This window comes from Bradyrhizobium sp. P2_E8, from assembly GCF_056403875.1.
This window is the reverse complement of sequence record NZ_JBFUES010000104.1, coordinates 1-12,525: the sequence shown is the minus strand read 5'-3', so window position 1 is coordinate 12,525 and position 12,525 is coordinate 1. Positions and strand designations below refer to the sequence as shown.

Here is a 12,525-nt window from a genome sequence, read left to right as displayed (position 1 = left end):
GCGATCGACGGCCGGCGCGGGGATTGTCGATCCGTTGATGCGGCGGGCTTCTTCCGCAAACCATTTGACGAAGGATGCCCCGTAACGGATCTCTCCGCGCGCTTCAGCAAGCGGCTTGCCCTGTTCCAGCGTCAGCAGAAGCGCCAAATCCTGCTCATGCCGACGCATGAGCTCATACCAGCGCTCCAGCAGCGCAGCGCGCTCTGCATGAGACTTTGTCTTCCAATGCTTAAACGCTGCGGCCGCGACGTCGATCGCTGCCCTGGTCTCGTCTCGGCCCATGTCGGGGATGGTGCCAAGCACTTTCTGGCTCGCAGGATCGATGACATCAACGGTGGATTTCGTGCTCGCATCTCGCCAATTGCCGCCGATCAGCGCTTGCTGGCGAAACAGATCCTTGTCCTTCAATGCAATCATGGGCTTGCTCCTTGCCTTCGGGCCTGCCCCGCCATCACTGCCTGGATTTGCGATTGGCGAGGCGAAGCCGTCTCATGCGAGCAGTACAGGACCGCGCGCCGCATTTTTCGTTGAGAATGAAGTGACTGACCGCGTTGAATCTGGTCATACGCGACCTCGAAAGTCGAATATTCTGAGGGCCGCTTGATCGTGCTGCCCTCAGCATCGTCTCAGTCATAATGGCAGACGTAGATCTTTCGTACCGTCTCGATCGTCCGCCAGACCCCGACGAAGCCAGGTTTCATGGCAAAGCTGTCGCCGGCGCGGTACCTCCGAGTCTCACCACCCTTTTCCTCGATTTCGATGAGGCCCGAGAGAATGTGGCAGAACTCGAAGGTGGTGCCCTTGATGGAATGGGTCTCGCCCGGCGTTGCTTCCCAGACACCGGTCAGCACCTTCTCACCTTTCGAGGCGTCCTGGGCCCAGGTCTTGAAGGATGGATTGCCAGAAATGAGGCGTTCCGGTGCAGGCAAGGCGGTCTTCGGTGCGAAGTCCGGATTGGTGTCGATGGTGACCAGAAGTGACATGGCATTTTCCTGTTAGTAGCCGAGTGTTCGATCGACAAGGCCGATCGGATTTCGTCCAGCGCGGTGGAGCCGGATGTTCTCTATGACCGATTGTGCTGCCGTATGCGGTTGCGTCACGGACGCGATATGCGGCGTGATAATCACCTTGGGATGGGACCAGAGTGGATGGCTCTCCGGCAGTGGCTCGGGATCGGTAACGTCAAGCATGGCCGCTGTCAGATGCCCGCTGTCGAGCGCCTCGATCAGTGCGCCCTGATCAAGCTGCGGGCCGCGGCCGACATGCAGCAGCTTCGCTCCCGCCGGCAAAAGCGAGAAGAGCCTTGCGTTCAGGAGGCCRCTTGTTTGCTCCGTCAGGGGAAGAAGACAGACGAGGACATCCGTTCCTTGCAGGAAACTGCCAAGCTGATCTGCGCCATGGAAGCAGGTGACACCCTCGATCACCTTCTTGCTTCGGCTCCACGCGGCAAGGGGAAATCGAAACGGTTTCAAGCGGTCGATCGCAGCTTGTGCCAGCATGCCAAGGCCGAGGAAGCCAACACGCCGATCAGTCGCCTGGGACGTTGCCAGCGCTTGCCAAACGCCCCTTCTCTGCTGCTCCCGATAAGCCAGCATCTCGCGATGCAGCGTCAGCACCCCGAGGACGACATATTCCTGCATCATGCGTATGATGCCATCCTCGACCATGCGCACGAGCTTCACGTGGCTGGGTATGGTTTCCGGCTTGAACTGATCGACCCCGGCGCCGATGGAAAAGAGCACTTCCAGATTACGAAAGCGCGAGACATCGTCTGGCACGTTCCAGGTCAGCAGGTACCGTATCTTTTCCGGATCGATAGCTTCGCTGCAATGGTAAAATTCCAGGTCAGGGAGCTCGCACGCAAACGCCTCCCGGAAGACTGCCCCCCTGGCAGCATCAGAATTGAAAAGAAATGCCATCGATGCACGCCTCTGCCTCGCTCGGCATGTCGACGACGTCGGGAAAAGCGATTAGCCTTGCAAGACTTTCTTGGGGATTCACGGCGATCCACTCTGCCTGCACAGTTTTGCCGAACACCGGGAGGGTAGCTGCAAGCCGGAGCTTTCCATGCCGAATTGCGTTGCGATACAGGCCGAAGATTTCGAAAAGAAGGCCCAAACAGGGGAAACCTGCTGGATTTCCGTGCGATAATGCGGAGAAATACGCCCGCTACCCTATTGTGGCGGGAAAGAAAAGGCGCGATGTGCGAGAGATGGCATCCCGCGAAGGAACGGACGAGTCGAGATGGGACGAACGGTACGCGTGAAGTCCTTTGAGCTGGCCGCGAAGGACATCAACGACGTTGATGTGACGCTGCTCCACGCACTCTCGACCGGGGTTGGCTGGCCGCACCGCCCCAAGGATTGGGATTTCTTGCGCCGCGCAGGTCATGGCATCGTAGCAGTCGATGGTATTGGACGCGTCTTTGGCAGCGCCATGTGGTTCCCATATAGCTGCGAGTTCGCGACCATTGGCTTGGTGATCACATCGCCTCGAACGCAGGCGCAAGGCACCGGGCGATGGCTCATGGAGCAGGTATTCGAGCGGTGTGGCGATCGGAATTTGACCCTCAACTCGACCGACGCGGCGTACCACCTCTATCTTTCCCTGGGCTTCACGAAGGAAGCCACCGTGTATCTGTGGCAAGGAGAGGTCATGTCACCGCCCCCACCGGTGCCGGCTCTCGACGGCGAATTGAGCTCGCTGTCCACCGAGAATATCGAGGAGATCGCAGGACTCGATGAACGCGCGTTCGGGAGCAGCCGTCAGAGGCTGCTTGCATTGCTTTCCGAAGGTGCGTCAATCTGCGTCCTCCGCCGCGGCGGAGAGACCGTCGGTTATTCCATGAAGCGCGAATTCGGACGCGGTCATGTGATTGGCCCCATCGTCGCCAGCAATGATTGTGACGCGATCCATCTCACGGCCGTGCATCTCAAGGATCTCGCCGGAAGGTTCGCCCGCGTGGATACGCGGGAGCAGACGGGTCTGTTTGCGGACTTTCTTCAACAGAGCCGCCTCGGAATGAACGACACAGTCACCACCATGTCCAAGGGACGACGATTCCTGAACCGAAGGGAAAACGAGCCCTGGGTCTACGGATTGGCCGGTCACGCCTTGAGCTGAAGCTGTGAAGCGAATCGTCCGTTGAAGGTTGCCGCGCACCCCAGGGCCCGGTATGGTTTTTCTCGGCAGCGCTGGGTGGGTTGACCTTGCCGCCACTGGTCTCAACGGGCACGTGATGGCGCTTGTCCGTCGAGGCGAGCACCCGCATCCCGCCCGAGATAGCGGGCCTATCCAGATCCTCGCCGGCTTCGATTGAGCCGGCTGAGCTTGCGGTATTCGCCGCGCGAAGACCAACGCCAGCCAAAGTATCCCTCCTTCAAGCGGCCGATTGCGTTGTCGGCATCCAGCTCTTGTCCTCCTGCACCACTGCTGCCGCGGCAATCTTGGATCCGGCTGCGGGTTCGGGAGTGTTGGCATGTCCCAGTTCACGGGCCAGCACCTCGCGGTCACAGGCGTTCTCCCACAGCGAAACGGTGATGGCAGCGACACAGTTGCTGATCATGCTGGTCAGTGCCCGCGCCTCTGACATGAAACGGTCGATGCCGACGAGCAGCGCCACGCCGGTCACGGGCAGGTCCGGCATGACGGAGAGGGTCGCGACAAGCGCCACGAAGCCGCTACCGGTGACGCCGGCCGCCCCTTTGGACGTCAGCAACATCAGTCCGAGCATCGCCGCAATCTGCCCCCAAGACAGATGAATGTCGCAGGCCTGGGCGATGAAGATGGACGCCAGGGTGAGATAAATGGCGCTGCCGTCCAGATTGAAAGAGTAACCCATCGGCAGCACAAGCCCCGACACGCCTTTCCGGCACCCGAGTTGCTCCAGTTTGCGCAGCGCGCCAGGCAGCGCCGGCTCCGACGATGACGTGCCGAGCACGATCAGCAGCTCTTCCTTGAAATAGCGGATGGTCTTCAACAGGCTGAAGCCGTTCAGCCGCGCCAGCGTCCCAAGAACGACGACCACGAAGACGGAGCAGGCGATGTAGAATGTCAGGATCAGCAGTCCGAGTGAGCCAATCGAACGGATGCCATAGCGGCCCACCGTGAACGCCATAGCGCCAAAGGCGCCAAGCGGGGCAAGCTTCATGACGAAACCGAAGGCCACAAACAGCACGTGAGAGAACGAGGTGACGGCCTTGGTCACCACCACACCGTCATCACCGGCGCGGCTCAGCCCAAAGGCGATGAGGATGGAGACCAGCAGGACCGGCAGCACTTCGCCATCGGCAAACGCGCCAAAGAACGAATGCGRGATGATGTGCAGCATGAAATCCGCAAATCCGCTCGCACCAGCTTGCTTGGTGAATTTCGCGGCCACCGACGGATCGAGCGTATTGACGGACACATGCATGCCCACGCCAGGCTGGATCAGCGACACCGCGATCAGTCCGGCCAGCAGGGCGAGCACGGTCAGCAGGTAGAACAGCGCCATGGATTTCGCCAGTGTGCGGCCGACCTCGCGGGAATCACTGATGCTGTTGATGCCGCTGACGATGGTGCAGAATACGATCGGCGCAATCATCATCTTGACGAGCTTGACGAAGCCGTCTCCCAGGGGCTTCAGCGCGGCACCAAATTCAGGCCAGAGATGGCCGGTCAAGACACCCAGCACGAGGCCAATCAGCACCTGGATGTAAAGGATCCGATAGAATGGCTTTCGCGCGTCGATGCGCACAGACCCAGCCAGCGCTTGCGTGTGCATTCTCGTTTCTCCCATGGCTTTGATTTTTCTTGATGGATGAAGGCGGACCGAGTTCAGGCCGCCAGGATTGAATAAGGCACGTGCGCTCGCCGAGCGAAAACGTGACCCTGGAAAATTCGGCGGGCGGTCCGCTGCACCCGGGCCACCGGGCCGGGCTCCAGCCGAACCACGAGTTCGCCGGAGGGATGGGCGAGCGTGATCGGCACCGGCGGCGCCAGTGGTCCGACCATCTCCGCCGCGATCGTACCCGGTGTCACACAGGCCGTCGCGATCGCAACTGCGCCGGTCACAGCCAGAGCGCTATGGCAGTCGTGCGGCATGAAGTACCGCGTGTTCAACGTCGCTTCCGTCGCGGGAGCAATCAGGACCGGTTTCGGAATCACCATGGCCGCGGAATTCGGAAAGCCCATCCGACGTCCGGCCTGGACGCGCAGGCTTTCGAGCCGCGCGCGGAAGCCGCTGTCGGCGAACTCCAAAGGTGCCTCGCGGCCGGTCCATCCCAAATCCACCGCGCGGACCAGCATGACGGGCATGGCCGCGTCGATGCAGCTGACATCGATCCCTTCGATACGGTCAACCGGTCGTCCTGTCGGCAGGAGGCGGCCGGTGCGTGCGCCGGCCGCGTTGGGGAACGACAGTTCGATGGGCGCGGCCGTTCCCGGCACCCCGTCGATCCGCGCCTCCCCCTCATAGGTCACCTTCCCCCCAGGGGTGGAAACCGTGGCGTCGATCAGCTTGCCGGTGTTGACATTGTGGATGCGGACCTGGGTGCGATCTGCGGCACCGGCGACCAGACCGGCTTCGATCGCGAACGGTCCCACCGCTGCCAGCATATTCCCACAGTTCGGCGACGTGTCGACGATCCCTTCGCGCACTCTGACCTGAGCGAAAAGGTAGTCGACATCGGCGCCGGGCACCGATGCCGGTCTGATGATCGCGACCTTGTTGATGACGGCATTGCCGCCCCCGATTCCATCGATGCCCAGATCGTGCCCGCCCCCCATCACCGACAACAGGACCGCATCGCGCGCCCTGGGATCGGCCGGGAGATCGCTGGCCAGGAAAAACGGCCCGCGCGAGGTTCCGCCGCGCATGACCACACAGGGAATGGCAATCTGATCGTTCATTGGAGCTCTTCCGTTCGGCGACATCGAACAGAACATGGGCTCTTGCAACTCTTCTGTAAAATGCAAATATCTGAAGTATTAATGCGTCATACGACATAATGGGAGCCAGCCATGAACGCAGAACTGCTCGACCTCAAGGCGTTCATTACCGTCGCGGAGACTGGAAGCTTTGTCCGCACCGCCAAGGCGCTGAACCTGTCGCAACCGGCGCTCAGCCGACGCATTCAGAAGCTGGAAGAAAGCCTCGGTGCGCCGTTGCTCGAACGCTCGACGCGTCACGTCAATCTCACCATGACCGGCCGCGACTTTCTGCCGAAGGTGCGCCGTCTCATCGACGAGTTCGAGACCTCGGTGCTCGCCATCCATGATATCGGCGCGCGAAGTTCAGGCCTGGTCTCTGTTGCTGCGGTGCCGACGGCGGTGTTTTATTTCCTGCCGCGTGCGATCGGCCGGTTTGCCGAGGCGTATCCGCGTATTCGCATCCGGGTTCTGGACATCGGGGCCAATGAGGGATTGGAAGCGGTCGCTCGCGGAGAAGCCGACTTCGGCATCAATTTCATCGGTGCTTCGCATGCCGAAATCGAATTCGAGAAACTGGTTGAAGATCCGTTCGTCCTGGCCTGCCGCCACGACCATCCGTTGGCATCGCGTAAACAGGTAAGCTGGTCGGAGATCGTGTCGCACCGGGTTATTACCGTCGGTCGCAACAGTGGCAACCGCGCGTTGATCGACAACGCGCTGGCGCGACACGGCCTGCAACTGAACTGGTCCTATGAAGTTGCTCACCTCTCCGGCTCGCTCGGTCTCGTCGAAGCGGGACTGGGCATCGCCGTACTGCCGAGGCTCGCGACGCCGGCCGCCGGCCATCCGATCATTCACACCGTCAGGTTGACCGAGCCGGAGGTGTCGCGGACGATCGGAATCGTGCGCAGGCGCGGGTCGACGCTATCCCCTCATGCCAGCCAGTTACTCAAGATGCTCCTCGAGGCATGGCGCTCTCCTTCACGGGCGACCAGTCGAGACAGGCCGCGGCAGCGCTCCTGAGGCTTCAATCGCTCCATGCCACGCGCAAGCTGGTGAAGGCCGGGCTGATCGAAACCGAGGGATCCTCGTCGCGCAAGGAAACGTGCTATCGCACGACCAAGATGGGCCGTTCCGTCACCGAAGCCTATGCGGACTTGCGCGCCGCGACGCTGCCGCCGATGCTGGAGGCACTCGACGGCAGGGCGGAAAAATCGGAATCCGCAGGCAGCCATCTTGAGCTGGTGGCGAGCATCTATGCCCAGGCGGCGCAAGTTGCGATCACGCGACGACATCAGCCTTAGCGGCCACGCTTACGCTGCTCGGCGCGAAGAGTTACGCTTCGGGACATGGTTAGCGGCCCCAAGAAACATCAGGACCTTCTCACCTTCGCCTGTGCGATCCACGTCACGTCCGCGCTCGACGGGATCGTGCTGAGACAGCCGGACCGGCAGTTCTGATTTTTCCGATGCGGTGGCGGCGACCAACGCGGCACCTCCAGCAGGGGAGAGAATCATGGGACATCCAAAATCGACGCTCGCACTGGCTGCGAGCCTGATGGGCGGCGCGGCAAGCGTATCGGCGGGCTGGGGCGAGTTGTCCGATTTGTTCGCTGCACTACGCCAATTTGCGACAGCCGCCTGACGGGACCTGCTCGAGTGGGCCTGCGCGATGTATGTTGTGCTGGAAGCTAAGAAAGCYGCAACATGTTCGATGAAACACCACGCCTTTAGTTCATTCTCTATGCGGCTTCCGAACTCCGTTTCCAAACGGCCCCGAAGACTGCGGGCGAGTTATCTTACCAACTCAACAGCTTGTGCTGGCTGGGGCGGGAGGAATCGAACCTCCGAATGGCGGAATCAAAACCAGCTTGATTATTCAATGATTTCAAAGCGCGCTTGGAAAGAAGCGCAGAATTCTGCCCTGGTAATATCAATAGCTTGGCGGTTGTTTCCAAATGAAAAGGGAGCTTACGAACTTCGGACCGATATGAAATCTCCGGTTTCCGCCGCGCGTTTGACCGCGTCGATCACTGTGAGGGTTTTCAGCCCTTCGCGCCCGCTCACCACAGGATCGACCGTACCGCGGATGACTCCGCAGAAATTGGCGATCTGCAGAGCAAGCGGGTCTTCGTTCTCGTAGCTCAGCCGCTCGCGCTCAATCGGCGCCCACCAGCTGGCCTTGCTAGGATGATGCCATAGATCGAGTTGCGGAATAGCCAGCGATGCCCTCGTGCCGCCGATCTGGTAGCAACTCTCCTGCGTATGACCGTAGGCCGAGTTCTCTCCGGCGGTGAATTCCCAGCTCCAAGGCGACTGGATGGTATCGGAGACATTGACCGTTCCCAACGCGCCGGAGGCGAAGTGCAGAAGGATCACCGCCGTCTCTTCAACCTCATTTCCACGCAGCCGATTGGATTGGGCAGCTTGTACCGCCACGATATCCCCACAGAGGTACCGTAGCAGGTCGACATCGTGGATGAGATTCAGGAAAACAGGACCCGCCCCTTTCTCGCGACGCCAGGCCACATCGAAATAGTCGTCCGGCTTGATCAGCCAGAACATGCCATGCACCGACACGATCTGACCCAGCCGGCCCCTATCGATCTCCGCCTTGGCGCGCTGGATCATCGGGTTGTGGCGGCGATGATGGCCTGTGAGCAGCGGCACGCCCGCCCGCTCGGAAGCTTCGACCAGGGCATGTGCAGCGACGACGTCATCCGCTAACGGCTTCTCGATGAGCGCTGGGATGCGAGCCGCGACACAATCCATGCCGTTGGCCACGTGCATCTGGTTGGGGGTGGCGACAACCACCCCTTCCGGTCGATTTCCGGAGAGCATGTCCTGAAAGGACGGAAACCAATCTACCTTCAGCGAAACCGCCAACTCTCGTGCCGCAGGCGCCGGATCGACGATCGACGACAGCATCGCCTCAGGCCACCCGAGAATGTGCTCGATATGTCGCTTGCCGATGAGACCCGCTCCCATCACCGACAGGCGGACGGCTGCACTCATGAGATGCTATCCCTTCTTCTCATCAAGCAGCTTGGCCACACGACGCAAGCCGAGCAGATAACCCTGCGTGCCAAAGCCTGCGATGACCCCATCAGCTCGTTTGGAGACAAACGAGTGGTGGCGGAATTCCTCGCGCTTGTGCACGTTGGAAATATGCACCTCGATCACGGTCCCCTCGAACGTGTTCAGCGCATCCAGGATGGCGACCGACGTATGGGTGAAAGCCGCCGGATTCATCACGATGCCGGCAGCCGTCTCACGTGCCTCGTGAATCCAATCGATCCACTCGTACTCTCGATTGGACTGATGAAAGCATAGCTCCAGTCCGAGTTCCCCAGCCAGCACTCGACAATCCCGCTCCACGTCTGCAAGCGTTTCGTGACCGTAGATGTGGGGTTGGCGCTTGCCAAGCAAATTGAGATTTGGCCCGTTGAGGACGTAGACAAGACGACTCATGAATAACCTCCGTTCAGTGATGGGCAAGGATCTCGCCAAGGAACTGTCTGGTGCGGGCATGCTGTGGATTGCGGAAGAACGCCTCGGGCGCGCCTTCTTCGATGATCTGGCCTTCAGCCATGAAGATCACACGATCGGCAACCTGGCGAGCAAAGCCCATCTCATGGGTGACGCAAATCATGGTCATGCCGTCGTTGGCGAGGCCGATCATCGTATCGAGCACCTCCTTGACCATCTCAGGATCGAGTGCCGAGGTCGGTTCGTCAAACAGCATGACCTTGGGCTGCATGCAGAGCGCACGCGCGATCGCGACGCGCTGTTGCTGACCGCCCGAAAGCTGAGCCGGATACTTCTCAGCCTGGTCACCGATGCGCACGCGCTCGAGGTATTTTCGCGCAATCGCCTCCGCCTCGGTCTTTCCGATGCGGCGCGCGCGGATGGGCGCGAGCATGCAGTTCTGCAAGACTGTCATATGCGGAAAGAGATTGAAGCTCTGAAAGACCATGCCGACGTCCTGACGTACGACATCGATAGCCTTGACGCTGTCGTCAAGCCGATGACCGTTCATCACGATGCTGCCCTGCTGGATCGGCTCGAGGCGGTTGATACAGCGGATCAGCGTCGATTTGCCCGACCCGGACGGACCGCAGAGCACGATCTTCTCGCCCCTCCGCACGGTGAGATCGACGTCGCGGAGAGCCTGGTACCCGCCATACCATTTCTGCACGCCCTTCATTTCGATCAGGATATTGTCCTGCATGGATTCGGCTCCGCTATCGGACGGCGGCCGACGCGAATCGTGCGTCGGCCGCTCGCAGTGGCTACTGAACTGTGAAGGGAACGCCGGGGACCGAGTCCGGGAAGATCGGCACGGGCGCCTTCATCCACTTGGCGTAGAAGCTGGCCAACTTGCCGTTCGACTTGATCTGGTCGATGAACTTATTGGCCGTTTCGTTCCACTCCTTGTCTCCGAGGCGGGTGCAGGCCCCGTTATACAGCGCGGTGAAGTGAAGCTTGGGCTCGAACCCAAGTTCGGGCTTTGCGGCGTTCAGACGCTGCGGGTAGAAGCTGTTTGCGCCGACAGCCTGCACCTGACCGGAGAGCAGCGCCTGGATCGTGGCCGCATCATCATCAAACCTGCGGATCTCCGTGCCTGCCGGAGCACTATTTGTGACCTGGGTATCCTGTGTGGAGGACCTCGGAACGCCGATGACGTACTTGCCCATATCGGCATTGCTGTTGATCGGGGTCGCCTGGGCAGCGACAAGCGTGATCTCGTTGGCGACATACGGCTTCGAATACTGCACCGCCTTTGCACGCTCCGGCAGCATGGCCATGGTTGCGAACAGAATGTCTACGCGACCTGTGGTCAGCGCCGGAATACGATTGGCCACCGCCAGCGGGACGAACTCGGCCTTTACGCCGAGATATTCAGCGAAGGCGCGCCCCAAATCGGCATCGATGCCATCCTGCTTCCCCGAGCTATCGACATAGCCCCAGGGAGGATTGTCGCCCTGAATACCGATGACGACGACGCCCTTCTTCTTCACGTCTTCCAACGTGCCGGCCTGCGATTTGCCTGCGACGGCGATAGCCACCAATGCCAGCAGTGCGACCCCGAGCTGGCGACGGTTGGGTGAAAACAACATGAGTATCTCCTCCTGGTGATGGCTGTTTGTGATTGAGTAGGTGCGCCGTTCCTACCTTTGACTGGCCAGAGCGAGCCTGGCCTCCATCCGGCTGCCCCACCACGACAGTGGCCAGCAGAGGATGAAATACATCGCGCCGACAACGCCGAAGACGAGCAACGGCTGGAAGGTCTGGTTCGATACGATTTGACCGGCGCGGGCGAGTTCGATGAAGCCGACGATGGCGGCGAGCGACGTGCCCTTGATGAGCTGCACGAGATAGCCGATGGTCGCCGGCAGCGAGATGCGGATTGCCTGCGGCAACACGATGTCGCGCATGCGGGACGAATAGTGCAGTCCAAGCGCCATCGCCGCCTCGGTCTGGCCACGCGGCACCGCCTGGATCGCTCCGCGCCAAATCTCACCCAGGAACGCGGAGGCATTCACGGTGAAGCCGATCGCCACCGCGACGAACGCGTCGAGCTTCAGCCCGGTTAGCGCCAATCCGTAGTACACGACGAAAAGCTGCAGCAGCAGCGGAGTGCCCTGGAATATCCCGATGTAGATGCGGGTGATCCATTCCACGCCCTTGTGACCACAGGTGCGCAGCAATGCGACGGCGAGCCCCGCCGTGCAGCCGCCTGCGAATGCGACCAGCGTGAGCAGCACCGTCCATTGCAGCCCACGCAGCAGGAAGCCGAACTCGGCAAGACCAAAATGCGGTGTCATGATCGCTCCCTCAGCGTGTCGGATATGAGAAGAAGCGGTGAGAGACGACCGCAAAGCCCAGCATCAGCAACCAGGAGATCGCGAGATAGAGGAAGGTGACGGAGAAATAGACCTCGAAGCTACGGAATGTGTCGCTTTCGATGCGCTGGGCAACCGACGTCAATTCGAAAGCCGATACCGCCGAACAGATCGACGAGGTCAGCGTCAGCATGATGAACTGACCCGTGAGCGAGGGGTAGATCGCGCGAAGCGCGGGCTTGAGCACGATGAACCGGAATACCTGTCCTTTGTGCAGGCCGAGCGCGTAGCCGGCCTCCACCTGTCCTTTATGAATGGACTGCACCCCGCCACGGATGATCTCGATGGCGTAGGCGCCGCCATTGACACCGAGTGCGATAATGGCGGTAGCGGTTGGATTGAGCTTCAATCCGGCAAGCGGCAGGGCGAAGAACAGAAAGAAAATCTGCACCAGGAAAGGTGTATTGCGCACGACCTCGACGAAACCGATCACGAGAGCACGTAACCATGCCGCCTTCGAATCGCGTGCCGCGACGCCGGCGACACCGATCACCATCGCAAGTGTCATGCCGGCAAGCGCCAGACCCATTGTACCCACGCACCCCCACAGCAGCGCGGGCATCGCATGCCAAACCACCGAGAAATCGAGCGTGTAGCCCATCTTGCGTTTCCTCTCGGGCGTTGTGCGTGCCGCTCGCCCATCGGCCAGGTGTCACCCTCCCAGGGATGCAAAAGTGGCGAAGAAGACGTCCGGATCAGGTGAGATG

Annotated in this window: 16 protein-coding genes; 4 read left to right on the top strand and 12 right to left on the bottom strand. The window is 60.6% G+C overall.

Annotation, left to right across the window (positions count from 1 at the left end; translation table 11 throughout):
- The 4 genes from AC1D00_RS08545 to AC1D00_RS08530 all read right to left on the bottom strand — a co-directional run.
- Positions 1–417 (bottom strand): aldehyde dehydrogenase family protein (locus AC1D00_RS08545; RefSeq protein WP_477010352.1); only part of this gene is annotated, 417 nt, incomplete at its 3' end.
- A 209-nt stretch (positions 418–626) separates the two neighbouring features.
- Positions 627–983: a cupin domain-containing protein gene (locus tag AC1D00_RS08540; RefSeq protein WP_135178259.1), complete on the bottom strand. Its 357-nt coding sequence runs from the start codon at positions 981–983 to the stop codon at positions 627–629.
- 12 nt (positions 984–995) lie between these two features.
- Positions 996–1,919: a 2-hydroxyacid dehydrogenase gene (locus tag AC1D00_RS08535; protein WP_477010351.1), complete on the bottom strand. Its 924-nt coding sequence runs from the start codon at positions 1,917–1,919 to the stop codon at positions 996–998.
- On the bottom strand, positions 1,897–2,118 hold the full coding sequence (locus AC1D00_RS08530) for a hypothetical protein (protein WP_167771446.1): 222 nt from the start codon (positions 2,116–2,118) through the stop codon (positions 1,897–1,899). The genes AC1D00_RS08535 and AC1D00_RS08530 overlap by 23 nt, the downstream gene beginning before the upstream one ends.
- Before the next feature lie 126 nt (positions 2,119–2,244).
- Between AC1D00_RS08530 and AC1D00_RS08525 the strand changes: the two genes are divergently transcribed.
- Positions 2,245–3,123, top strand: coding sequence for a GNAT family N-acetyltransferase (locus tag AC1D00_RS08525; RefSeq protein WP_135178260.1), 879 nt, complete (start codon positions 2,245–2,247; stop codon positions 3,121–3,123).
- 256 nt (positions 3,124–3,379) lie between these two features.
- Here the strand turns inward: AC1D00_RS08525 and dctA are convergent, their stop codons facing one another.
- On the bottom strand, positions 3,380–4,765 hold the full coding sequence (gene dctA, locus AC1D00_RS08520; protein WP_477010350.1) for a C4-dicarboxylate transporter DctA: 1,386 nt from the start codon (positions 4,763–4,765) through the stop codon (positions 3,380–3,382).
- A gap of 53 nt (positions 4,766–4,818) precedes the next feature.
- A complete protein-coding gene (locus AC1D00_RS08515; protein WP_135178262.1) occupies positions 4,819–5,892 on the bottom strand; it encodes a 4-oxalomesaconate tautomerase in 1,074 nt (357 codons plus the stop codon).
- A 111-nt stretch (positions 5,893–6,003) separates the two neighbouring features.
- Here AC1D00_RS08515 and AC1D00_RS08510 point away from each other — a divergent pair, with 111 nt between their 5' ends.
- The 3 genes from AC1D00_RS08510 (at position 6,004) to AC1D00_RS08500 (ending at position 7,557) form a co-directional block, all read left to right on the top strand.
- Positions 6,004–6,936 carry a LysR family transcriptional regulator gene (locus AC1D00_RS08510; RefSeq protein WP_135178263.1) on the top strand — a complete coding sequence of 311 codons (933 nt, stop codon included), beginning with the start codon at positions 6,004–6,006 and terminating at the stop codon, positions 6,934–6,936.
- Positions 6,882–7,217 (top strand): winged helix DNA-binding protein, encoded by a 336-nt coding sequence (locus tag AC1D00_RS08505; RefSeq protein ID WP_477010349.1) that lies wholly within the window; start codon positions 6,882–6,884, stop codon positions 7,215–7,217. Before AC1D00_RS08510 ends, AC1D00_RS08505 begins: the two co-directional genes overlap by 55 nt.
- Positions 7,218–7,428: 211 nt before the next feature.
- Positions 7,429–7,557, top strand: coding sequence for a hypothetical protein (locus AC1D00_RS08500; RefSeq protein ID WP_283813919.1), 129 nt, complete (start codon positions 7,429–7,431; stop codon positions 7,555–7,557).
- Positions 7,558–7,883: 326 nt separating this feature from the next.
- Here AC1D00_RS08500 and AC1D00_RS08495 read toward each other — a convergent pair whose 3' ends face one another.
- The 6 genes from AC1D00_RS08495 to AC1D00_RS08470 all read right to left on the bottom strand — a co-directional run bounded on the left by AC1D00_RS08495 (position 7,884) and on the right by AC1D00_RS08470 (position 12,419).
- Positions 7,884–8,927, bottom strand: a complete 1,044-nt coding sequence (locus AC1D00_RS08495; RefSeq protein ID WP_477010348.1) for a Gfo/Idh/MocA family protein — start codon at positions 8,925–8,927, stop codon at positions 7,884–7,886.
- 6 nt (positions 8,928–8,933) lie between these two features.
- Positions 8,934–9,383, bottom strand: coding sequence for a type II 3-dehydroquinate dehydratase (gene aroQ, locus AC1D00_RS08490; RefSeq protein WP_135178265.1), 450 nt, complete (start codon positions 9,381–9,383; stop codon positions 8,934–8,936).
- Positions 9,384–9,396: 13 nt separating this feature from the next.
- Positions 9,397–10,143: an amino acid ABC transporter ATP-binding protein gene (locus AC1D00_RS08485; RefSeq protein WP_135178266.1), complete on the bottom strand. Its 747-nt coding sequence runs from the start codon at positions 10,141–10,143 to the stop codon at positions 9,397–9,399.
- A gap of 61 nt (positions 10,144–10,204) precedes the next feature.
- Entirely contained in the window at positions 10,205–11,032 is an 828-nt protein-coding gene (locus AC1D00_RS08480) for a transporter substrate-binding domain-containing protein (protein ID WP_135178267.1), read from the bottom strand.
- 51 nt (positions 11,033–11,083) lie between these two features.
- Positions 11,084–11,740 carry an amino acid ABC transporter permease gene (locus AC1D00_RS08475; protein WP_135178268.1) on the bottom strand — a complete coding sequence of 219 codons (657 nt, stop codon included), beginning with the start codon at positions 11,738–11,740 and terminating at the stop codon, positions 11,084–11,086.
- A gap of 10 nt (positions 11,741–11,750) precedes the next feature.
- A complete protein-coding gene (locus AC1D00_RS08470) occupies positions 11,751–12,419 on the bottom strand; it encodes an amino acid ABC transporter permease (protein ID WP_135178269.1) in 669 nt (222 codons plus the stop codon).
- Positions 12,420–12,525 lie beyond the last annotated feature (106 nt).